We start from the raw sequence: 20,545 nt of genomic DNA, 5'->3' as shown, positions 1-20,545 counted from the left end.
GGTCAGTCGCTTCCGCGATGCAGCGACTTCGGTCGCGGCCGCTTGACCGGCGGCACCGGCCGCTCGATGCGCACATACAGCCGGAACCGCTCGTCGCGGTCGGCTACGCGGCGGCCTTCCCACACGAGCTTCCACTCGAACGCCGAGATCGACGACGGTTCGCCGTAATCCTGCGTGTCCTGGCGCAGGATCACGTCGCAGTCTTCATCGAAGGCGAAATGCATGCCGCCGAAGTACGCGAAAGTTGCAATCTGCGCATCGCCCAGACGCACCGGGGAGATGCAGGTGTAGTCAGGCGGCAGATGATCAGCGATCTGTTCAGCCACGTCGCGATACGTCCGGCTGTAGTTCACCACCGGCAGCCACAGCGTCATCAGCAGCACCCACATCAGCGTGGTGCCGGCGCTCGACAAGACGACGCTGCGCCACAACACCTTCGGATGACGGGCGAGACGCCAGCGCGCGAGCGAAAACCAGCACACCGTCACGGCGACCGCGCATACGAACGACAGGATCTTGAATTCGGGCTGGAAACCAGGCGCGAGACGCGCGAGATTGCGTGCGAGCGGCGCGGGGAAACCAAACAGGCCCGCGGTCCAGACCAGCCAGACGAAGGTGGCGAGCAGCGTGAAACTCAACATCGCGAACCAGTCGATGGCGTTGATCGCTCCGCGCTTGAGCGTGGGCAGCGCGAACGTGGCCAGCACGGACAACGGCGGCAGCAACAGCATGAACAGGCGGTTCGACTGATGGCTTTGCAGGATCACCAGCACCAGCAGCGGCCCGATCACCGATAACGGCACAGCCACATGCGGCGAGCGCCGCAGCCCGCTCCAGCTCACAAAGGTCCAGATGGCGAGCGGCCACGCCGGCCACGTGAAGAGCGGCAAATTCTTCAAGGCGTAGGAGAGCGCCTGGATCGGCGAACCGGAAAACGCGTCGAAACTGTTACGCCACCATTGGCGCAGCCACCATTCGCCGTCGTCGGGGTAGAAGTGCAGCACCGGCCACACCCATGCGCCGATCAGGATCACGGCCACCGGCACGCCGAGCACGAGCAGATAGAACGGCCGCACTTCGCGCACGATCACGGTCATGGCTAACGTACAGATCAGCAGCGCGAGCACCAGCACCGGGCTGCTCGACAAACCCACGAAGCCGATAGCCGCGCCCCAGATCAGCGCGCCCTGGATCGGTTTGTCGCAACTGCGCACGAGCCCGTAGACGAGCATGGCGGTACCGGCAAACTGAGCCAACTGAGGCGTGGTTTCGTGGCCGCGTTCGGCCAGGCCGAAGCATGCGAGCAGGATCAGCAGCGCGCCGTCGGCGAGCGTGCGGCCGTAGTCGCGCGGCTCAGGCTCGCCGCCAAAGGCGTATTTGAACGGTTGTGCCTCGTCGCGCCGGCCAAGCAGATACGCCGTGTACCAGACGAACGCGCAGGCCATACAGAACAGCAATCCGGTGACCACGCGCGATGCATTGCTTGCATCGACCCACGGGCTCAGCAGGCGGATAAAACCCGCGCCGAACCAGTACATGAACGGGCCGTCGCCGGTCAACGCCTTGCCTAGCAGGTTCGGCAGCAGCCAGTCTTTCACGCTGCCGTTGGCCATCGTCCACATCACGCCGAAGCCCGCTGCGTCCTCGTTTTTCCACGGGTCGCGGCCGAACAGTCCAAACGACGCGTAAACGATACAAATAGCGAGCAGCAGCCAGCGCGGCAGGGCGTTGGTGGCGGAGGCGGTCAGGCGGACGACATTTCGCATGCGTTTTGGGGCGACGGAACAAAACTGATGGAGCGCTGATGGAGCAATGCGGCGGCGCTTGGGTGGTGCTTAAATCGTGCTTGGGTCGTGCTTAAGTCGTACGAGGCACGCGAATCTCGTGCCTTGACGGGTCGTGCGATTTTTACCGAATCCGGCATTGTAGACGGGCGCCGTTGCGCGCGTCATTCCGGTGATTGTCGGCGTCCGGGTTTGGCGGGATGAGTTCGCCCGATTGGCTCAAAATTGCTCCGAAACACGGGGCACAGACGAAAAAAAGGCAGCTTTCGCTGCCTTTCTTCGAATCCAGCCTTGGCGGCTTTCCCGACTGATTACTTCTTTGCCGAAAATGCTGCGAACTTCTTGTTGAACTTCTCGACGCGGCCGGCCGTGTCCATGATCTTCTGGTTACCGGTGTAGAACGGATGCGATTCCGACGACACTTCGATCTTGGCCAGCGGGTACGTCTTGCCTTCGAACTCGCCTGTTTCGCGCGTGTTGATGGTCGAACGTGTGATGAACTTGAAGTCATTCGACATGTCGACGAACAGCACTTCGCGGTAATTCGGGTGAATGCCTTCTTTCATGGTCTTTCCTTGGTATCTGTTGGTAGCCAGCCCACCCGGGTTACGGGTTTTGCGCGTGTCTGCAAGCTAATCCTGCAAACCGGTCTTTCAAGCGCGAGCCACTTGCCTGAGGTCGAAAAACGGCGATTATGCCAGAAAATCAGCCGTTTGGCATGTTTTCAGGGCTTCCGGACCGAGGCGCCGCGTTCATTCCTGCTTCAGCGCGCCCACCCCCGCCGGGTCTTGCCGGTAATACCGCGCGAGCAAGCGATACAACTCCGGATATTCCCGCTCGAACGCCACGGGCTGGACGAACAAAGCCTCGCTGCAGACCGCGAAAAACTCCGACGGATGGTCGGCAGCATACGGATCGATCAGCGATTCGCGTTCAAAGCGGCCCCATCGGCGCGCCGGGACGGCATCGACCTGAGCGCAGAAATGGTCGTAGGCGTGATCGAAGACGTCGTTCCAGGCATTGGAATCGAGCGGCGCGTGCCAGCGTCGAAAAAGCGGCGGATGGCCGTCCGCCTCGCCATTGAGCATGTCGATCTTGTGCGCGAACTCGTGGATCACCACGTTGTAGGCGTCCTCGCCGTCGGTCATCTGCGCGTCTTCCCACGACAGCACGACCGGCCCGCCTTCCCACGCCTCGCCGCTCGCATCGTGCTCGATCTCGTGCACCACGCCGGCCTCGTCCTCGACCGTCTTGCGGATCACGAACTCGCCCGGATACACGATCACGCCGACCCAGCCGCGGTACAACTCCAGGCTCAGGTTCAGCACGGGCAGACAGGCTTGCGCCGCGATGGCGACGATCATCGCGTCGGTGAGCGCCAGATCGTGGGCGGTCGAAAACTCCTTTCCAGCGATAAAAAGCGTCGTGCATTCGCGCAGGCGGACGCGTTCGGTGTCATCGAGATGGCCGAAAAACGGCAGGCGATCGAGCGTGTTTTGCCAGAGCGCGTCGTCGATAGCGTGTTTGCGCAGCGCTTTTTCACGTCGATTCCCGCTGATCAACCGGGTCAGGAAATTGGCCATGAGGTCTGTAGAGTTCTCTCGATGTTCTCGCGCAAATTCAATCGATTTGCTTTTGCCAGAGGGCGAACACGCCGCCACAAATCGCGACTGCCATCATGAAATAAAAGCCGTCGAGCGAAGCGAGGAAACTCGCCTGCTGCGCGACCGTCCGCGCGATGGTTGCAATGGCGAGCGCGTGGGCATCGACGGCTGAGTGGCCCGCTGCCGCGAAGCCATTCGTTAGCGCATTCGCCGCGTTCTGAAATTCCGGATTGTACGGATTCACGGCTTCGGCGAGCCGGGACTGATGCAGCGCTTCCCGATGTTGCTCGACAATAATCACGGCCGCCGTCGCAAACGAGAGCGTCAACTGCCGAACGATATTCTTCAGCCGGTACCCGTGCGTAAACTCCTCGATCTCGAAAATTTTGAACGTCAGGTTCGCGACCGGCAACACAATGAACAGCAGCAATAAGCCACGTAGCAGCATCGGCAGGATCAGGTCACTTTGGGCGACGCCCGGCGACATTCGCGTCATCAGCCACCCGACCAGCGCCGCAATCGCGAAACCCGGCACGATGATCCATTTCTTGCGCTTCACGTACTTCGTATATCTGAAGTATAGGAACAGCGCAGAACCCGATATTAGCGATGTAATGCCGACTAGCCGGCCCGTGTTCTCGACCGGATAACCGAGTCCCTGTTCGAGGAATCGCGAGATCAGGTAGCTGAACCCCGTCGACTCGAAGTAATAGAACATGTACAGCAGGAGACCGATCCGAAAGGAGCGCTCGCGTAGCGCGTGAAGGCGCACGAGCGGTGCAGGGTGATGCCATTGATGCCACGCAAACCAGGTGAGGGCGCCAATACCCGCGACCGTCAGCAGCACGAGCGCGGGCGACGTGCTGAAATGCACGAAGCGCACTTGCTGCATCACGATCTGCAGCGCGCCTTGCGCAAAGGCAAACAATAGATACGGCCAGAAACTCGTCGCGCCGCGTTCTTCCCGCACTACGTTGCCCGAATCAGGCAGTGCGAGCATGGCCAGGATGGCGAATGCGAACCCTGCGGGCGCGGTGCAGGCGAACAACGCGCGCCAGTCGAAGTGCGAGACCAGCCAGCCGCCAAGCAAGGGCGCAACCGCGCTGCTACCCACAATCAGGATCATGAACGCCCGCGTTGCGCCGGCGCGCTTTTGCGGCGTAAAGCTCACCTGGATCAGGATGCGGCAGGCGCCCATCATCGGACCGATGAAATAGCCTTGCAAACCGCGCGTGAACATCAGTTGCAGCGAGGTTTCGGTGAGCGCCGACATCACCGCGCCGCACGCGTACAGCAGCATGCAGCCGGCCACATAACGCCGATGCCCGAGGCGATCCACCCACCATTGCTGCTGCAAAATTCCGAGCACGGCGGCGACCGCGTACGCGCTCGATGACCACACGAGTTCATCCGGCGATGCATTGACGCCACCCGCAATGTAGCTGGCGAAAAACGAGAAGATGACGTTGTCGAAGTAGTCCAGCCCGGTCACGAGCGCGAGCACCCACGGGAAAAAATCGCCGCGCAACCGCTCGACGGCGAACACCGGCGCCCGCGCACTCATTACTTCTTGCTCCCGGCCTTCGCGCTCGCCTTCGATCTTTGTGCGAGCAGCGCATCGGCGGGCTGGCCGGCGAGCCGTGCTTCCACGTAGTCCAGGTCGAGACGCAGCTCGGCGCGCACCGCTTGCGCTTCTTTCAGCTCGCGGCGAACGGATTCAATGCGGGTATCGATCGCATCAAGTTGCTGCTGCAGACCCTGGCGGATCTCCGCCAGCGAATCCGGCGAATAGCGGTTCTGGCCGGCTTCCGTTTTCTCGAGCGGCCGCTTGAGCATTTCCACAATGCCGTGCAGCGAAAATCCCAGCGATCGCAGCCTCAGGATTCGCCCGAAGCGCTCCAGATCATTTTCGTCATATAGCCGATACCGCCCCTCGCTACGGCTGGGCGTAACGAGACCGCGTTCTTCGTAGTATTTCAGCGTACGCGGGGTGACGCCGAGGCGTTCGGCGGCGTCGCGTACGGTGAGCAGTTCGCTGGACATGGTGCTGGCCGATGGTTGTATCGGCGGATGATGATGTCCCGAAATTATAGATCAACATGAACGTGAACGTGCACGTTGTCAATCGCGCCACTCGTTTCGACAGACGAAAAAAGCCGCCCGCAAAGGCGGGCGGCTTTCATGTTTCGAACCAGCGCGTTGGATTAGCTACGGCTTCAGCTACCGCCGCGGCGCATCAGGTCAAAGAATTCAGCGTTGTTCTTGGTTTGACGGATCTTGTCGAGCAGGAATTCCATCGATTCGACTTCGTCCATGTCGTGAATGAACTTGCGCAGCACCCAAACCTTTTGCAGCAGGTCCGGCTTGATCAGCAATTCTTCGCGGCGCGTGCCCGACTTGTTCAGGTTGATCGACGGATAGACGCGTTTTTCTGCGAGGCGGCGTTCCAGATGCACTTCCATGTTGCCGGTGCCCTTGAACTCTTCGTAGATCACGTCGTCCATCCGGCTGCCGGTTTCAATCAGCGCCGTGCCGATGATGGTCAGCGATCCGCCTTCCTCAATGTTACGAGCCGCACCGAAGAAGCGCTTCGGGCGTTGCAGCGCATTCGCGTCCACACCGCCGGTGAGCACCTTGCCCGATGCCGGCACGACCGTGTTGTAGGCGCGTGCGAGACGGGTGATGGAGTCGAGCAGAATCACGACGTCGTGCTTCATTTCGACCAGGCGCTTGGCTTTTTCGATCACCATTTCCGCGACTTGCACGTGGCGCGCGGCGGGTTCGTCGAAGGTGGAAGCGATTACTTCGCCGACCACCGAGCGCTGCATTTCCGTCACTTCTTCCGGCCGTTCGTCGATCAGCAGCACGAACAGCACGATATCCGGATGGTTCGACTTGATGGCATGCGCGATGTGCTGCAGCATCACGGTCTTGCCCGATTTCGGCGATGCCACCAGCAACCCGCGCTGACCCTTGCCGATAGGTGAGATCATGTCGATGATCCGGCCCGTCACGTTCTCTTCACCGCGCATTTCGCGCTCGAGCGGCATCGGTTTGTTCGGATGCAGCGGTGTCAGGTTCTCGAACATGATCTTGTGCTTCGAGGCTTCCGGCGCCTGGCCGTTGACCTTGTCCACCTTGACCAGTGCAAAATAGCGCTCGCCGTCTTTCGGCGTACGCACTTCACCTTCGATGGTGTCGCCGGTATGCAGATTAAAGCGCCGGATTTGCGACGGGCTGATGTAGATGTCGTCTGTGCTGGCGAGATACGAAGTCTCGGGCGACCGAAGGAAGCCGAAGCCGTCAGGTAAAACTTCGAGCGTGCCGTCGCCGAAGATCGTGTCGCCGGTCTTGGCGCGCTTTTTAAGAATCGCGAACATCAATTCCTGCTTGCGCAGTCGATTGGCGTTTTCGATCTCCAGGCCATTGGCCATTTCGATCAATGCGGAGACGTGCTGAGACTTGAGCTCGGATAAATGCATACGGATTTCCCGCCAGGGAGAAGAGGTACAACAGAGAATTTGGGAGGAGAAGTGAGCTGAACGCTCAAGGACCTAAACGTCTTGCCGTCTTAAGAAACGTCTTGCAGTCTTAGGATTCTAGCATAGCACATGCCGACAGGGCCTCGGGTGGCCGTGGCGACAGTGTGATTCGCTCATGTTGTGGCATCACAACAATCTGCAGGAATCTCGCGTGCAGCTAACTGCTTTTGTCGTCTTTACTTGTATCACCGATGCTGCCCGGATAAGACCCGGCTTGGACGCAGCATCGTGCCACTGGAAGCCAACCCTGTTGCGCGAAAGCCGGAAATACCCTTGCAGGCTTTCCGGCTTCGAGTCACAACTTCGGGCCCAGCTTTAAATCACAGATTGCTGTCCAGGAACGCGGTCAGTTGCGACTTGGACAATGCGCCGACCTTCTGCGCGGCGACTGCACCATTCTTGAACAGGATGAGCGTGGGGATGCCGCGCACTCCGAACTTCACCGGTGTCGATTGATGCTCGTCCACATTGATCTTCGCGATCTGCAGGCGGTCGCCGTAATCCTTGGCCACTTCGTCGAGGATCGGAGCAATCATCTTGCAAGGACCGCACCATTCCGCCCAGAAGTCGAGCAAGACAGGTTTATCCGATTTCGTGACGTCCTGGTCAAAGGATGCGTCGCTGATATGTTTGATCGATTCGCTCATTATGTGAATACCTCTATGAATTCGAGGCCCGCGTTTGAATGCTCGCCACGATACACCAAAACAGGAAATAGTTCGCCGCGCTGCGGGGTGTAGAGCCGCTCGCTTGGATGGGCGCATTCCGTTGCCGGAAAGCCGCCTTTTGCCCGTGACACGGTGATTAACCAGTGCTTTAAAATGTCATCTTAGCTTACTTTGCTATCTGTTGCCGGGTACCGATAGGTCCCGTCTGGGCGAACCTCCGGTGAGCAAAATCGCGGCCTATTCAGCGACGGTTTGCATACAGCGAACACATGCGGCAAAGCCGCTCGCCCAGGTCGTGCATATTGCGATTGCGCGCCTGAATGCGATTGCGCGCCTGAATTGCAATAGCATGGTGGGCGTGGCGATCCTTCTCTGATATGATTCTCCGTGACGGGCCTCCTCGCATGGTGGCGCGGTCAACCTGGTCAGGTCGGGAACGAAGCAGCCACAGCCGTTTTCTACCAGTGCCGAGGGTCGGGCTCGTCACCTTCGCTTTTTGTCTTTGCCTTTGTTTTGTCTTCTCCTTCGCTGTTCACAATTCTTCGTCGTACCCCCGTAGTTTCCCGAGCATTTCCTCAGTTTCCATCGTTTTGTCCCTCGTTTCGAATCTCCTGTCTTCCAGGTTTCTTGCGTCTTGTTAAGGTTTGCGTTTACGTACGCTTACTTCCCACGTCTGCTGCTCACGTTTTCGCCATTGAAGAAGTAATTCCGCCGGTATGAGGGGAGGTTTTGACTCGTCGCTTACACAGGCGTGTGCCCGTCGGTGAAACGCTTTTGCCGCTTGACGTTGCTGATACAATTTCGGCATGACCTATCAAGTTCTCGCACGCAAGTGGCGGCCCAAATCTTTCGCTTCGCTCGTTGGCCAGGAGCACGTGGTGCGCGCGCTGACGCACGCGCTCGACGGCGGACGGCTGCACCACGCCTATCTGTTCACCGGCACCCGCGGAGTCGGCAAGACGACGCTGTCGCGGATCTTTGCCAAGGCGCTCAATTGCGAGACCGGCGTGACATCCACGCCGTGCGGCGTATGCCGGGCGTGCAAGGAGATCGATGAGGGGCGGTTTGTCGATTATGTGGAGATGGACGCGGCCAGTAATCGCGGCGTGGACGAAATGGCCGCGCTGCTCGAGCGCGCGGTGTACGCCCCGGTCGACGCGCGTTTCAAGGTCTACATGATCGACGAAGTGCACATGCTCACGAACCATGCGTTCAACGCCATGTTGAAGACGCTGGAAGAGCCGCCCGCACACGTCAAGTTCATCCTGGCCACCACCGATCCCCAGAAGATTCCGGTCACCGTGCTGTCGCGCTGCCTGCAGTTCAATCTGAAGCAGATGCCGGCAGGGCAGATCGTGGGGCATCTGGAACATGTGCTCGGTGAAGAGCAGATCCCGTTCGAGAGCCAAGCGTTGCGGCTCTTGTCGCGTGCCGCCGATGGCAGCATGCGCGACGCGCTTTCGCTCACTGACCAGGCCATTGCGTATTCCGCCAATCAGGTCACCGAGGAGGCCGTGCGCGGCATGCTCGGCGCGCTCGACCAGAGTTATCTGATCCGCTTGCTCGACACCCTCGCCGCCGGCGACGGGCAGGGTGTGCTTGGCATCGCCGACGAGATGGCGTTGCGCAGTTTGTCGTTTTCCACCGCGCTGCAGGATTTGGCCGGGTTGTTGCACCGGATCGCGTGGGCGCAATTCGCGCCGGCTTCGGTGCTGGACGAATGGCCGGAGGCAACGGATATCCGCCGTTTCGCCGACTTGCTCAGCGCCGAGCACGTCCAGCTGTTCTATCAGATTGCAACGATCGGGCGCGGCGAGTTGGGTCTGGCACCCGATGAATATGCCGGTTTCACCATGACCCTGCTGCGCATGCTTGCGTTCGAACCCGCTGGTGGTCCGGGCGGTGGCGGTGGCGGTGGCGGAGGCGCGCGGGTCAGGCAGGCGGTTGTAGGTTCGCCTGCTGCGGGGGCGCGTGAATCGGCGACGAGCGGTGTTGCAGCCGGTGGAACGGGTTTGTCGGTAGCGGGGGCTGCAAAGCCCGTGGTGAGTCGCGCGGCTGACGTGGCTTCGAAAGGAACGGCCGCGTCGGGTTCGGAACGCGAAAAAGCGCAAGTGTCGCAGGATGCGGGTCAAGCAGCGTTGACCGGGCGTAGTGCTGCCGCGGATGGGCGCGATTCGGCTCCGGCGTCGGTGGCTGGCTCAGCGTCCGTCCCGAGCGAAAATCGTGCAGCGGCTAGCGGCGAAACAGTGCAAAGCCTTGCCGTTGAGCCTGAGCCGGTTGCGAAGGTGCGGGCGGTCGCGGAGCCTGATCAAACGGATGGAGTTGTCGATACTCCTGCCGTTTCCTTGGTCCCCGAAAAGGCTCGAAACGATACGACGGACGGGAAGACCGAAGCGCCGATGGACACGCTTGTGGCCGGGCATGAAGTTGATGCAGAGGAGGCGGGCGCGTCGGATGCGCAAAGCGCGTCAGCGGCCATTCCTGCTGCACCCGGATCGCCCGAAGTGACCGCGCTATCCTCAGATTCTTTGAATTTGCAGTCTTCCGACGTCACGCCTTCGTCACCTATCGGCCCCGATGCATCGCCGGACGACGTAGCGACTCCGGCGGCCGAACCCGATTCCAGTCCGGCGACGCTGGCAGCCGCCGCTCAGGAACTCATCGATCACGCCGCTGCCGATCGGGCCGAGAATCGCGTCGAGAACCGGGCAGTGCCGTCAACTGAAAAAAACGCGTCGCCACGTCCGGCGGGCGGTGCCAGCGCCGCGCTCGATGTGTTGCGCAGCGCGGGCATGCGGGTGTCGTCGGATCGCGGAGCGCGTGCGCCCGAACCCGTGCGCAAACCCGCAGCCCCCAAAGCGGCGCCTATCGTGCAGGTTCCTGTGCCGCGCCGGTCTGGAGCTTCGGGCGATCGAAGCGCAGCACCCGCCGCGGGCGATTCCAGCTTCGGCGGCGCGCAGCCGAAAGCGAACGGCAATGACACAAATGCCGGAGCGCCGCGCGGCGCTAACGGTACTGGCGCCATCGCCGGCAAGAACAGCAGTGGTGCAACACCTCCGTGGGAGGAAATGCCGCTGGACGACTATCAGCCGGTGTCGTCGGAAGACGGCTACTTCATGCCGCCCGACGACGGTTTCATGCCGGCGTTTGATAGCGGCCCGGATGATCTGCGCTTTAACGATGCGCCCGCCGCCAAGCCCGCACCCAAAGTCGATGCACGTCCGCTGCCACCCGCCGTCCCGCTCGACGCGATTGGCGTGAGCGGCGACTGGCCGACGCTTGCGGTCGATTTGCCGCTGAAGGGGATCGCTTACCAACTCGCCTTCAATAGCGAACTGACCGCGTGCGACGATGCGTCCATCACGCTTGCCGTGCCGGTGCCGCAATACGCCGAAAGCGCACAGGTCGCGAAGCTGAAGGCTGCATTAACCGATAAGCTCGGCCGGCCGATCGACGTGAACGTGAGTGTCGGTCCGGCGCGTCGCACGGCCGCCGCAGTCGATGCCGCCGTTCGCGCGCAGCGCCAGCAGGAGGCGGAGCGGGAGATTACGCAGAACCCGTTCGTGCAGTCGCTGATCCGCGATTTTGGCGCGAGTATCGTGCAAGGTTCGATCAAGCCGCTGGCATTGGGTAACGCGCAGGATGGCGGCCAGAACGCGGCATCGGCGAACTGATTTTTTCTGTGAGCAAAGAAGGAGTAGCGCGGTGCGGAGCGGAACATCGTGGCGCGCCGCATTGCCGGCAAGCACTCAGCGTTCAAGCGCCGAAGCCGTTAAGCTACGCAGCCCGTGAGAACGCTGGAAAGCGATAAAGCCAGAACCCCCGCGGAGCGAACGAGTCAGAGCGTCTGGACGTCGGACAGTCAGCCCGAGAGAGCCGGACAAGCAAGAAGGCGAGGAACCCCTTCATGCCGGACGGTTTGAACGAACATCGAAACACCCGCTGTAGAGCATGCAAAGCACACAAGGCAGCACTATCACCCATTCACAGCCAGCGCGCACCCGAGCCGATCCCGAACCGCGCGGCATGCACCCATTCTCTTTACCCCGTTTCCAGCAAGGAGCCCGACCATGATGAAGAACCAACTCGCCGGCTTGATGAAGCAAGCTCAGCAGATGCAGGACAACATGAAGAAGATGCAGGACGAACTCGCCCTGGTCGAAGTGGAAGGACAGTCCGGCGCCGGTCTTGTGAAGGTGACCATGACATGCAAGAACGATGTGCGCCGCGTATCGATCGACCCGAGCCTGCTCGCCGACGACAAGGACATGCTGGAGGACCTCGTTGCCGCTGCGTTCAACGACGCCGTGCGCAAAGCCGAAGCCACCACGCAGGAAAAGATGAGCGGCATGACGGCCGGCATGCCGATGCCGCCGGGTTTCAAGCTGCCGTTCTAAACACCTCAACCCTCAGAGCATAGGGTCGCCAAGCGCATGAAACAACCTTCCGCCTTGTCGGCGCTCGTCGAAGCGCTGCGCGCGTTGCCGGGCGTGGGTCCCAAGTCGGCGCAGCGCATGGCCTATCACCTGATGCAGCACGATCGGCCGGGCGCTGAAAAGCTCGGCCGCTCTCTGATGTTCGCCACCGAGCATCTGCAGCATTGCGAGAAGTGCAATACGTTCACCGAGGCGGCGATTTGCGAAGTCTGCATCGACCCCGAACGCGATCCTGAGCTGCTTTGCGTGGTCGAAACACCCGCCGACCAGATCATGCTCGAACAGACGCTGACGTATCGCGGACTGTATTTCGTGCTGATGGGACGGCTGAGTCCGCTCGATGGCATCGGGCCGAAAGAAATCCATTTCGATCGCCTGATTCAGCGCGCCACCGACGGCCTCGTGAAGGAAATCGTGCTCGCCACGAACTTCACGAACGAAGGCGAGGCGACTGCGCATTACCTTGCACAGACGCTCAAGTCGAAGGGCCTGAAGGTGACGCGCTTAGCGCGCGGAGTGCCGGTAGGCGGTGAGCTCGAATACGTTGACGCGGGTACGATCGCGCGTGCCATGCTTGACCGGCGCTCAGTTTAGACAGCAGTTTGTAGACGTTAGTCACACCGCAACAAGGCAACGATATGACCGAAGCAGAAGCATTGGCGCTCGCCACGCACCGGCACTACAAGGGTGGTTTATATCGCGTGATAGGCGTGGCGCGGCATTCAGAGACGGAAGAGTCGATGATCGTCTATGAGCATCTCTGGCCGCACGATCATGGCCTGTGGGTGCGCCCGGCGGAATTGTTCAACGGCACACTCGCCGACGGTTCGCCGCGATTCAAGGCGCTCGACATTCCGCTGTAAATGCTGTGCGGCACTGAAGGCCTTTCCGGCCCAGATAAACCGCTTCGAAACTGACAACGAAGGAGACACCATGAGCGCTTCCACGGGACCGCTCGCCGGCGTCAAGGTGCTCGAACTCGGTACGCTGATCGCCGGGCCGTTCGCCGCGCGCTTCATGGGCGAGTTCGGCGCCGACGTGATCAAGATCGAAGATCCGAACGGCGGCGATCCGCTGCGAAAATGGCGCAAGCTGTATCCGGAAGTGGGCGGGACATCGCTATGGTGGGCCGTCCAGGCACGCAATAAAAAATCGGTAACGGTCAACCTCAAATCCCCCGAAGGCAAGGAAATCGTCCGGCGGCTCGCGAAGGAAGCCGATATCGTCGTCGAGAATTTCCGGCCCGGCTTGCTCGAGAAACTCGGGCTGGGCTACGAGGTGTTGTCGGCCGAGAACCGTGGCCTCGTGATGGTGCGCTTGTCGGGCTACGGGCAGACCGGACCGTATCGCGACCGGCCGGGATTTGGCGCCATCGCCGAATCGATGGGCGGATTGCGCCACATCACCGGTTACCCGGACCTGCCGCCGCCGCGCATCGGCATTTCCATTGGAGACTCCATTGCAGCGCTGCATGGCGTAATCGGTGCGCTGATGGCGCTGCATCACCGGCAAGCGAATGGTGGCAAAGGACAAGTGGTCGATGTCGCGCTGTACGAAGCCGTCTTCAACATGATGGAAAGCGTTGTACCGGAATACGGCGTGTACGGCATGATCCGCGAGCGCACGGGCGCGTCGCTGCCGGGCATTGTGCCGTCCAACACGTATCCATGCCGCGACGGCAGTATTGTGATTGGCGGCAACAGTGATCCAATCTTCAAAAGGCTGATGCTCGCCATCGGCCGCGAGGACCTGGGCAACGATCCCACGCTGGCATCGAATGACGGGCGCGTACCGCGCACGCGGGAAATTGACGACGCCATCCGCGTATGGCTTTGCACCCGTTCCATAGATGAGGCGCTCGCCGTGCTGAACGCGGCAGACGTTCCTGCCGGCCGGATCTACAGCGTGGCCGATATGTTCACCGATCCGCAATACATCGCGCGCCAGATGATCCAGCATTTCCCCTGGCAGGATGGCCGGGAGATCGCGCTGCCGAATGTCACGCCGAAACTGTCGGAGACGCCGGGCGAGACACGGTGGCTTGGTCCGCAACTCGGCGAACACACCGATGAAGTACTGCAATCCCTCGGGTATGAGCCTGACGAGATTGCTCGGCTGCGGGCGAGCAAGGCGATTTAAGTCTTTCCACGTCAGCAGTCCGCCAAGTTCAGAACTCGGCACGCGGGGTCGGCTAGCTGATCCTGCAAGCTGAAGGTAGCTTCGACATCAACGCCGTGCTTGCCGGCACCAGGTACGGACGGCATGAGCGCTCGTGCTTGAGGGGACCCCGTGCAACGCCGGCGTGGGCGCGACATTTGATCAAACGGCAGCCGAGCACCTGCGACATCGAACAAATGTGAGGCGTGGCGCGCAGCTTGTTCAACGCTGTGAGCGCACGCAACCGTCATTCGCCCTCCTCGCGATCCCTCAAGGTTCGATCACGATCTTCCCTGACACGCGCCGGCTAGCCATGTCGTTCAAAGCCGCGGCGGTCTCTTCAAGGGCGTAGCGCTTCGTGACGTGTGGCCGTACCCGGCCGTCCTTGATCCAGCCGAAAATCTGCTGCAACGCGGCGCTCGCCAGGTCGGGCTCGCGCTGGATATGCTGGCCCCAGAACACGCCGACAATGCTCGCTCCCTTGAGCAGCGCGAGGTTGAGCGGCAGCTTCGGAATCTCTCCGTTCGCAAACCCGACCACGAGATACCGGCCGCGCCACCCGATACTGCGAAACGCCGGCTCAGCGTACTCGCCGCCGACCGGATCGTAGATGACATCGGGCCCGTTCCCGTCTGTCAGCGACTTGATCCGTTCGCGCAGGTTTTCACTCGTGTAGTCGATGGTGGCGTCCGCACCATGTTCCACGCACAACGCGAGCTTCTCCGGACCCGACGCCGCCGCAATCACGCGCGCACCGAGCGCCTTGCCAATTTCCACCGCTGCCAGCCCGACGCCGCCCGCCGCGCCCAGCACGAGCATGGTTTCACCGGCCTTCAGTGCGCCCCGGTCGACCACGGCGTGGTGCGAGGTGCCGTACGCGAGCGTAATGGCTGCAGCGCTGGCGAAGTCGATGTCGTCGGGCAATGGCATGCACGCCGCCTCGCTTGCCAGCGCCTGCTCGGCGAACGCGCCTTGCGCCGTGTAGGCGGCGACCCGCATGCCGGCCTTCAACCGCTTGACGTCCGGACCCACGGCCCGCACGACGCCCGCGAATTCGGAGCCCGGCGTGAACGGCAGTTCGGGTTTCATCTGGTACTTGTTCTGGATCACGAGGACGTCAGGAAAGTTCACGCTGGCGGCACGTACGTCGATCACGACCTGACTCGGCCCGGGCAGAAGATCGGGTAGTGTTTCCAGGACGAGGGACTCCGGTGGTCCGTACTGGTTGCATCGAATGGCGCGCATGGTGTCTCCGGGTGAAATTATCGTGATCTGGCAGTGTAGATCAGGGCTGGGTGAGCGTGCTCCCGCCGCTGCCGCGTTGGCCGAACGGTCTATAAAACACGTGCAATTTGCTCACCGTAAAGCGCTGTAGCAGACCGTTTGGCCGAGGGTCCCGACGTCGATCCGCGGGCCTTCCTTCCTCGGTTACAATCGTCGGATGCGAATCCTACTCAGCAACGACGACGGTTATCTGGCCCGCGGCCTCAACGTGCTGCACGAGGCCATGCAGCCGCTTGGCGAAGTCACCGTGATGGCGCCCGAGCAAAACTGCAGCGGCGCTTCGAACTCACTGACGCTGTCGCGCCCGCTCATCATTCACACCGCTGCGAACGGTTTCAACTACGTGAACGGCACGCCAACGGATTCGGTTCACATCGCGCTGACGGGCATGTTGGCCGAGCAGCCGGATCTGGTCGTGTCAGGCATCAACAACGGCCAGAACATGGGCGAGGACACGCTGTATTCCGGCACGGTCGCCGCAGCCACCGAAGGGTTCATGTTCGGCGTGCCGGCCATCGCTTTCTCGCTGGTCGGGCGCGATTGGCTGCATCTGGAGGACGCGGCGCGCGTGGCGGCGGAGATCGTCGCGCACTATCTTGCGCACCCCATGCCTGGCCATCCGCTGCTCAACGTGAACATTCCGAGTCTGCCGTATGACGAGATGGGCGAGTGGCGCGTGACGCGGCTGGGCAAGCGCCATCCGTCGCAGCCGGTCGTCCGGCAAATCGATCCGCGCGGTAACCCGATCTGGTGGATCGGGCCGTCCGGCGACGCGCTCGATGCAAGCGAGGGCACGGACTTCCATGCGGTCGCGAACGGCCATGTATCGATTACGCCGCTGCAACTCGATCTCACGCACACCAAGCTGCTGCCGGCTACGCGCGAGTGGGCCGAGGCACGGAGCCGCCGTTCATGACGGACGAACGCGCGAAACGCTTTCCGCTCGCGCTCGCCGATCTGGTGCGCGAGCCGCGCAAGGCGACTGCGCGTCCCGATGCGCGCAGCAAGCCGGTACTGAAAGCGGTTTCGGGTGGCGGCGGTGTTTTGAAATCCGCTGCCGCCACGCACAAATCCTCTGCGGCCGCTCCAAAACTGGCGGGCGCAAGGGTGGTAAAACCGTCTGCTGGCGCGCATCCCGGCATGAAGGCGAGTGCGGCGGCGAAACCTGAATCGAAGGCGCTTGCCGGCAACACGGCAGCGCGAGGCGTGGCGAGGAGTCCGGCTGCATCGACAGGAGAGGGACATCGATCGGCAGCAAGAGTGCATCCTGCGTCGAAACCTTCCGCAGTCGTCGCGCATCATCAGCCTGGCGCGTTGCGTTCAGGTGCCCGTCCGAACGACACACGCGACGCTCAGCCAAAGTCCAGGACGCATCTGAAGCCGGATGCAAAATCGAACGGACAACCAGCGCCGCAGCCCGAGGTCAAATCGAACGCTGTCCGAAAAGCTGCGTCACAGGCTGGGCAGCAAGGCACGCACGCGCTGACATCGGAACGAGTGCGTGAGCGCATGGTCGAACGGCTGCGCGCCAACGGAATAACGGACGCGCGCGTGCTCGCCGCCATGGCCGCCGTTCCGCGCCATATGTTCGTCGATCCCGGACTTGCCACGCAGGCCTATGAAGATGCGGCGCTGCCGATCGGTCATCATCAGACTATCTCGAAGCCATCGGTGGTCGCGCGGATGATCGAGCTGGTCGCGGCGGGACGTACGCTCAGGAATGTGCTGGAAATCGGCACGGGCTGCGGGTATCAGGCGGCCGTACTGTCGCAGGTCGCAACCGACGTGTATTCCATTGAGCGGATCCGGCCGTTATCCGAGCGTGCGAAGCTGAACCTGCGGCCATTGCGTGTGCCGAACATCCGTCTGCATTACGGCGATGGGCGCCTCGGACTGCCGGCGGTCGCGCCGTTCGACGCCATTGTGATTGCCTGTGCCGGCCTCGACGTTCCGCAGGCGTTGCTCGATCAACTCGCTGTAGGCGGCAGACTTGTTGCGCCCGTAGGCTCCCAGACGGCGCAAGCGCAGATACTGACACTCGTCGAGCGCGTTTCGCCCACTCAATGGCGCGAATCGCAGCTCGATCGGGTTTTCTTTGTACCCTTAAAATCCGGAGTGATTTGACACCGATGAGTATGTTGCGTGCTAAACGAGAAGTGAGCGCGAGCCCCGGTCTGTCGGCGGTTCAGCGCGGTGTATGCGTCGTGGCGTTGTCCGCACTGGCCGCCTGCGCGACCCGGATGGATCAGGCGCCCGTCGTCGACCGGACTGGATCCGCTATCGGCACGCAGACCGCCCAGGATGGAGCCGCGTTGCCGCCGGGTCCGCCGCCGCCGGGTTACTACCGCGTGAAGCCGGGTGACACCCTATACCGGATCGCACTGGAAAACGGCCAGAATTATCGGGATATCGCGTCGTGGAACAACATGACGAACCCGAACCAGATTGAAGTCGACCAGTTGCTGCGCGTGGCGCCTCCGGGCGCCAACCTCGCGGCGGCGACACCGGGCGTTTCTACCGCTCCGATTGTTGGCGGTGGGGTGCAGGCCCAGCCGCTCAACAATACGTATGGTGCGAATACGTCGGCAGCTCCCGGAACGGCGCCGGGTACGAATGGATACGCAAATGGCGGTACGCCGCCGGCGCCGAACTACGGTACGTCGTCTGGAATGGGAGCAATGCCGGGCACAGCGGCGCCGGGTCTGGCCATGACGCAGCCGCCGGGAACGGGTGTCGACAATGGCGCGGCCGCCGTTCCGGCTGCTCAGCCGGCGTTCATCTGGCCGGCGCGCGGACCGATTCTCGGCACGTTCGACGAAGCGAAGAACAAAGGTTTGAACATTGGCGGTGCAAGCGGAGATCCGGTGAACGCAGCGGCGGATGGACGGGTTGTCTACTCCGGCAACGGTCTGCGCGGCTATGGAAATCTGGTCATTATCAAGCATGACGCAACTTTTCTTACCGCGTACGCACATAACAGTGCTTTGATGGTAAAAGAAGGAGACGCGGTGACAAAAGGGCAGAAAATCGCCGAGATGGGCAACAGTGATTCGGACCGTGTGATGTTGCATTTCGAAGTTCGCCGGCAGGGAAAACCTGTCGACCCTCTGAAGTATTTGCCGCCGCAATAAGCGAAATCATCATGCCTAAATCGAAGCGCCGCCCGCCGCCAGCCGAGACTGAGACAATCAGCCGACCCACGCAGACAACGGTGGAAGACGGCGCTTCGAGCCAGGCAGACGAATCTGAAAACGAAACGGCCGACGCCGAGCTCGATCCAGACGAAGAAGGTGGCGTGAGCGGCAAGGATGCCGTTGAGGGTGCGGCCGATTCCGTACCCGACGTCGACGACTTCAAGTCTATTTTGCAGGCCGAACTCACGGCCGACACAATCCAGCATTACCTGAATCGCATCAGCGTGAAACCGCTGCTGACTGTCGAGGAAGAGCAGCGCTATTCGCGGTTGGCGAAAGCCGGCGAATTCGAAGCGCGCCAGGTCATGATCGAGCGCAATCTGCGGCTGGTGGTCAGTATCGCGAAGGGCTATTTGAACCGTGGCGTGCCGCTGCTCGATCTGATCGAGGAGGGCAATCTCGGCTTGATGCACGCTATCGAAAAATTCGATCCCACGCGTGGCTTCCGGTTTTCAACCTACGCCACGTGGTGGATCCGGCAGAGCATCGAGCGCGCGATCATGAATCAGGCGCGCACCGTCCGATTACCCGTGCACGTGATTCGCGAACTCAATCAGGTGCTGCGCGCGAAACGCCATCTCGAAAAAAGCTCGGCGAATTCGACGGCGGCCATTGCGCCGGACCGACGCGACGCGAGTATTGATGACATCGCGCATCTCACGGGAAAAACGCCCGAGGAAGTCACCGACATCCTCGCACTCAATGAACACACGGCGTCGCTCGATGCGCCGCTCGATCTCGATCCGGCGAGCAGCCTGCTCGATTTGCTGTCCGACGACGCAAGCCAGTCTCCGGATTCGGAAGTTCAACATCGTGAACTGGAAACGCTCACGAAGCTGTGGCTTTCCCGTCTCTCCGACAAACACCGGCACGTGATCGAGCGCCGTTTCGGCCTGAACCATATTGAGCCGGCCACGCTCGAAGAGCTCGCCGACGAGATGGGACTGACGCGCGAACGCGTGCGCCAGATCCAGCAGGAAGCGCTGGTCCGGCTCAAGCGTTTCTTTGCATCGAACGGTGTGCGAAAAGACGCCGTGCTTTAGGCGCGGTGTCGTCCTTGCAATGCTGTCCTTAAAAAAGTAATGACTCCAATTCTCGTATTCGACATCGAGACGATTCCCGATGTCGACGGTATTCGCCGTCTCGACAACCTTCCCGCCACGCTGACCGACATCGAAGTAGCGGAGCATGCGTTCGCTGCGCGCCGCGAAAAGGCAGGTAACGATTTTCTGCCGCATCATCTGCAGCGCATTGCCGCCATTTCGTGCGTGTTTCGAGATAACACGGGTTTTCGCGTGCGTTCGCTCGGCACGACGACCGATTCCGAGGCATCGTTGATCCAGTCGTTTTTTCGCGTGATCGAAAAATATACGCCGCAGCTCGTTTCATGGAATGGCGGCGGTTTCGATCTGCCCGTGCTGCACTACCGGGCGATGGTGCATGGCGTGGCGGCGTCCCGCTACTGGGACCAGGGCAACGACGATCGCGAGTTTCGCTACAACAACTACCTCAGCCGTTATCACGCGCGCCACACCGACCTGATGGACGTGCTCGCGATGTACCAGGCGCGCGCGAACGCGCCGCTCGATGCGCTCGCCAAGCTGTGCGGTTTTCCCGGCAAGCTGGGCATGGACGGCGGCATGGTCTGGCAGGCGTACTCAGAAGGACGCATAGAAGAAATCCGCAATTATTGCGAGACGGACGTGGTCAACACGTACCTGATGTACTGCCGTTTTCAACTGATGCGCGGCGGGTTTTCCCCTGAGGAGTATGCCGACGAGATCAGCTTCGTAAAGAATGCGCTCGCGCTTGAGCAGGCGTCTCATTGGGCTGAATATCTGGCGGCGTTCGACGACTGAGCGCCGTGCCGGGGCTC

General features: G+C 61.4%; 19 protein-coding genes and 1 other RNA gene. 12 read left to right on the top strand and 8 right to left on the bottom strand.

The annotated features are described in order from the left end of the window. Positions 1-2 precede the first annotated feature (2 nt). From ACSOSP_RS05345 to trxA, 7 genes are all read right to left on the bottom strand, one after another. Positions 3-1,766, bottom strand: a complete 1,764-nt coding sequence (locus ACSOSP_RS05345; RefSeq protein ID WP_455309942.1) for an ArnT family glycosyltransferase — start codon at positions 1,764-1,766, stop codon at positions 3-5. Between the two features lie 329 nt (positions 1,767-2,095). Beyond that, positions 2,096-2,350, bottom strand: a complete 255-nt coding sequence (locus ACSOSP_RS05340; protein WP_031356448.1) for a type B 50S ribosomal protein L31 — start codon at positions 2,348-2,350, stop codon at positions 2,096-2,098. Positions 2,351-2,536: 186 nt separating this feature from the next. Next, entirely contained in the window at positions 2,537-3,367 is an 831-nt protein-coding gene (locus ACSOSP_RS05335; protein WP_455309941.1) for a M90 family metallopeptidase, read from the bottom strand. Positions 3,368-3,404: 37 nt separating this feature from the next. After that, positions 3,405-4,952, bottom strand: a complete 1,548-nt coding sequence (locus ACSOSP_RS05330; protein WP_455309940.1) for an MFS transporter — start codon at positions 4,950-4,952, stop codon at positions 3,405-3,407. After that, positions 4,952-5,431 carry a MerR family transcriptional regulator gene (locus ACSOSP_RS05325; protein ID WP_455309938.1) on the bottom strand — a complete coding sequence of 160 codons (480 nt, stop codon included), beginning with the start codon at positions 5,429-5,431 and terminating at the stop codon, positions 4,952-4,954. The genes ACSOSP_RS05330 and ACSOSP_RS05325 overlap by 1 nt, the downstream gene beginning before the upstream one ends. A 173-nt stretch (positions 5,432-5,604) precedes the next feature. Then, positions 5,605-6,870 carry a transcription termination factor Rho gene (gene rho, locus ACSOSP_RS05320; protein ID WP_031356444.1) on the bottom strand — a complete coding sequence of 422 codons (1,266 nt, stop codon included), beginning with the start codon at positions 6,868-6,870 and terminating at the stop codon, positions 5,605-5,607. Positions 6,871-7,250: 380 nt separating this feature from the next. Then, the gene (gene trxA, locus ACSOSP_RS05315; protein ID WP_031356443.1) at positions 7,251-7,577 is read right to left on the bottom strand and encodes a thioredoxin TrxA; all 327 of its coding nucleotides are present in this window, start codon (positions 7,575-7,577) and stop codon (positions 7,251-7,253) included. Positions 7,578-7,818: 241 nt separating this feature from the next. Between trxA and ACSOSP_RS05310 the strand changes: the two genes are divergently transcribed. From ACSOSP_RS05310 to ACSOSP_RS05280, 7 genes are all read left to right on the top strand, one after another. Then, positions 7,819-7,974 carry a hypothetical protein gene (locus tag ACSOSP_RS05310; protein ID WP_455309937.1) on the top strand — a complete coding sequence of 52 codons (156 nt, stop codon included), beginning with the start codon at positions 7,819-7,821 and terminating at the stop codon, positions 7,972-7,974. A gap of 13 nt (positions 7,975-7,987) precedes the next feature. Further along, positions 7,988-8,086: signal recognition particle sRNA small type (gene ffs / locus ACSOSP_RS05305), an RNA gene on the top strand. Positions 8,087-8,404: 318 nt separating this feature from the next. Continuing rightward, positions 8,405-11,272, top strand: coding sequence for a DNA polymerase III subunit gamma/tau (dnaX, locus tag ACSOSP_RS05300; protein WP_455309936.1), 2,868 nt, complete (start codon positions 8,405-8,407; stop codon positions 11,270-11,272). A 396-nt stretch (positions 11,273-11,668) separates the two neighbouring features. Beyond that, entirely contained in the window at positions 11,669-11,995 is a 327-nt protein-coding gene (locus ACSOSP_RS05295; RefSeq protein ID WP_031356441.1) for a YbaB/EbfC family nucleoid-associated protein, read from the top strand. 36 nt (positions 11,996-12,031) lie between these two features. Further along, positions 12,032-12,628, top strand: coding sequence for a recombination mediator RecR (gene recR / locus ACSOSP_RS05290; RefSeq protein WP_031356440.1), 597 nt, complete (start codon positions 12,032-12,034; stop codon positions 12,626-12,628). 44 nt (positions 12,629-12,672) lie between these two features. Continuing rightward, positions 12,673-12,897 (top strand): DUF1653 domain-containing protein, encoded by a 225-nt coding sequence (locus ACSOSP_RS05285; RefSeq protein WP_062083957.1) that lies wholly within the window; start codon positions 12,673-12,675, stop codon positions 12,895-12,897. Positions 12,898-12,967: 70 nt separating this feature from the next. Beyond that, positions 12,968-14,173, top strand: coding sequence for a CaiB/BaiF CoA transferase family protein (locus ACSOSP_RS05280; protein WP_455309935.1), 1,206 nt, complete (start codon positions 12,968-12,970; stop codon positions 14,171-14,173). A gap of 288 nt (positions 14,174-14,461) precedes the next feature. Here ACSOSP_RS05280 and ACSOSP_RS05275 read toward each other — a convergent pair whose 3' ends face one another. Beyond that, positions 14,462-15,436, bottom strand: coding sequence for an NADPH:quinone oxidoreductase family protein (locus ACSOSP_RS05275; protein ID WP_455309934.1), 975 nt, complete (start codon positions 15,434-15,436; stop codon positions 14,462-14,464). Positions 15,437-15,632: 196 nt separating this feature from the next. Here ACSOSP_RS05275 and surE point away from each other — a divergent pair, with 196 nt between their 5' ends. Genes surE through ACSOSP_RS05250 form a run of 5 tightly spaced genes read left to right on the top strand, consistent with a single transcriptional unit; the run spans position 15,633 to position 20,528 of the window. Further along, positions 15,633-16,391, top strand: coding sequence for a 5'/3'-nucleotidase SurE (gene surE / locus ACSOSP_RS05270; RefSeq protein WP_455309933.1), 759 nt, complete (start codon positions 15,633-15,635; stop codon positions 16,389-16,391). Beyond that, on the top strand, positions 16,388-17,599 hold the full coding sequence (locus ACSOSP_RS05265) for a protein-L-isoaspartate(D-aspartate) O-methyltransferase (RefSeq protein WP_455309932.1): 1,212 nt from the start codon (positions 16,388-16,390) through the stop codon (positions 17,597-17,599). Before surE ends, ACSOSP_RS05265 begins: the two co-directional genes overlap by 4 nt. Before the next feature lie 5 nt (positions 17,600-17,604). Continuing rightward, positions 17,605-18,606: a peptidoglycan DD-metalloendopeptidase family protein gene (locus ACSOSP_RS05260; RefSeq protein WP_455309931.1), complete on the top strand. Its 1,002-nt coding sequence runs from the start codon at positions 17,605-17,607 to the stop codon at positions 18,604-18,606. A gap of 11 nt (positions 18,607-18,617) precedes the next feature. Further along, positions 18,618-19,712, top strand: a complete 1,095-nt coding sequence (gene rpoS, locus ACSOSP_RS05255; protein ID WP_455309929.1) for an RNA polymerase sigma factor RpoS — start codon at positions 18,618-18,620, stop codon at positions 19,710-19,712. A 39-nt stretch (positions 19,713-19,751) separates the two neighbouring features. Continuing rightward, the gene (locus ACSOSP_RS05250) at positions 19,752-20,528 is read left to right on the top strand and encodes a 3'-5' exonuclease (RefSeq protein ID WP_455309928.1); all 777 of its coding nucleotides are present in this window, start codon (positions 19,752-19,754) and stop codon (positions 20,526-20,528) included. The last annotated feature ends 17 nt before the right edge of the window (positions 20,529-20,545 follow it).

This window comes from Caballeronia sp. KNU42 (assembly GCF_053760385.1).
The sequence above is the reverse complement of the archived record's forward strand: the minus strand, read 5'-3'. Positions and strand labels throughout refer to the sequence as shown.

Excerpts from the sequence above, each read along its gene's own strand:
- ACSOSP_RS05345 (WP_455309942.1), bottom strand. The coding sequence starts at position 1,766 with ATGCGAAATGTCGTCCGCCTGACCGCCTCCGCCACCAACGCCCTGCCG.
- ACSOSP_RS05340 (WP_031356448.1), bottom strand. The coding sequence starts at position 2,350 with ATGAAAGAAGGCATTCACCCGAATTACCGCGAAGTGCTGTTCGTCGAC.
- ACSOSP_RS05335 (WP_455309941.1), bottom strand. The coding sequence starts at position 3,367 with ATGGCCAATTTCCTGACCCGGTTGATCAGCGGGAATCGACGTGAAAAA.
- ACSOSP_RS05330 (WP_455309940.1), bottom strand. The coding sequence starts at position 4,952 with ATGAGTGCGCGGGCGCCGGTGTTCGCCGTCGAGCGGTTGCGCGGCGAT.
- ACSOSP_RS05325 (WP_455309938.1), bottom strand. The coding sequence starts at position 5,431 with ATGTCCAGCGAACTGCTCACCGTACGCGACGCCGCCGAACGCCTCGGC.
- rho (WP_031356444.1), bottom strand. The coding sequence starts at position 6,870 with ATGCATTTATCCGAGCTCAAGTCTCAGCACGTCTCCGCATTGATCGAA.
- trxA (WP_031356443.1), bottom strand. The coding sequence starts at position 7,577 with ATGAGCGAATCGATCAAACATATCAGCGACGCATCCTTTGACCAGGAC.
- dnaX (WP_455309936.1), top strand. The coding sequence starts at position 8,405 with ATGACCTATCAAGTTCTCGCACGCAAGTGGCGGCCCAAATCTTTCGCT.
- ACSOSP_RS05295 (WP_031356441.1), top strand. The coding sequence starts at position 11,669 with ATGATGAAGAACCAACTCGCCGGCTTGATGAAGCAAGCTCAGCAGATG.
- recR (WP_031356440.1), top strand. The coding sequence starts at position 12,032 with ATGAAACAACCTTCCGCCTTGTCGGCGCTCGTCGAAGCGCTGCGCGCG.
- ACSOSP_RS05285 (WP_062083957.1), top strand. The coding sequence starts at position 12,673 with ATGACCGAAGCAGAAGCATTGGCGCTCGCCACGCACCGGCACTACAAG.
- ACSOSP_RS05280 (WP_455309935.1), top strand. The coding sequence starts at position 12,968 with ATGAGCGCTTCCACGGGACCGCTCGCCGGCGTCAAGGTGCTCGAACTC.
- ACSOSP_RS05275 (WP_455309934.1), bottom strand. The coding sequence starts at position 15,436 with ATGCGCGCCATTCGATGCAACCAGTACGGACCACCGGAGTCCCTCGTC.
- surE (WP_455309933.1), top strand. The coding sequence starts at position 15,633 with ATGCGAATCCTACTCAGCAACGACGACGGTTATCTGGCCCGCGGCCTC.
- ACSOSP_RS05265 (WP_455309932.1), top strand. The coding sequence starts at position 16,388 with ATGACGGACGAACGCGCGAAACGCTTTCCGCTCGCGCTCGCCGATCTG.
- ACSOSP_RS05260 (WP_455309931.1), top strand. The coding sequence starts at position 17,605 with ATGAGTATGTTGCGTGCTAAACGAGAAGTGAGCGCGAGCCCCGGTCTG.
- rpoS (WP_455309929.1), top strand. The coding sequence starts at position 18,618 with ATGCCTAAATCGAAGCGCCGCCCGCCGCCAGCCGAGACTGAGACAATC.
- ACSOSP_RS05250 (WP_455309928.1), top strand. The coding sequence starts at position 19,752 with ATGACTCCAATTCTCGTATTCGACATCGAGACGATTCCCGATGTCGAC.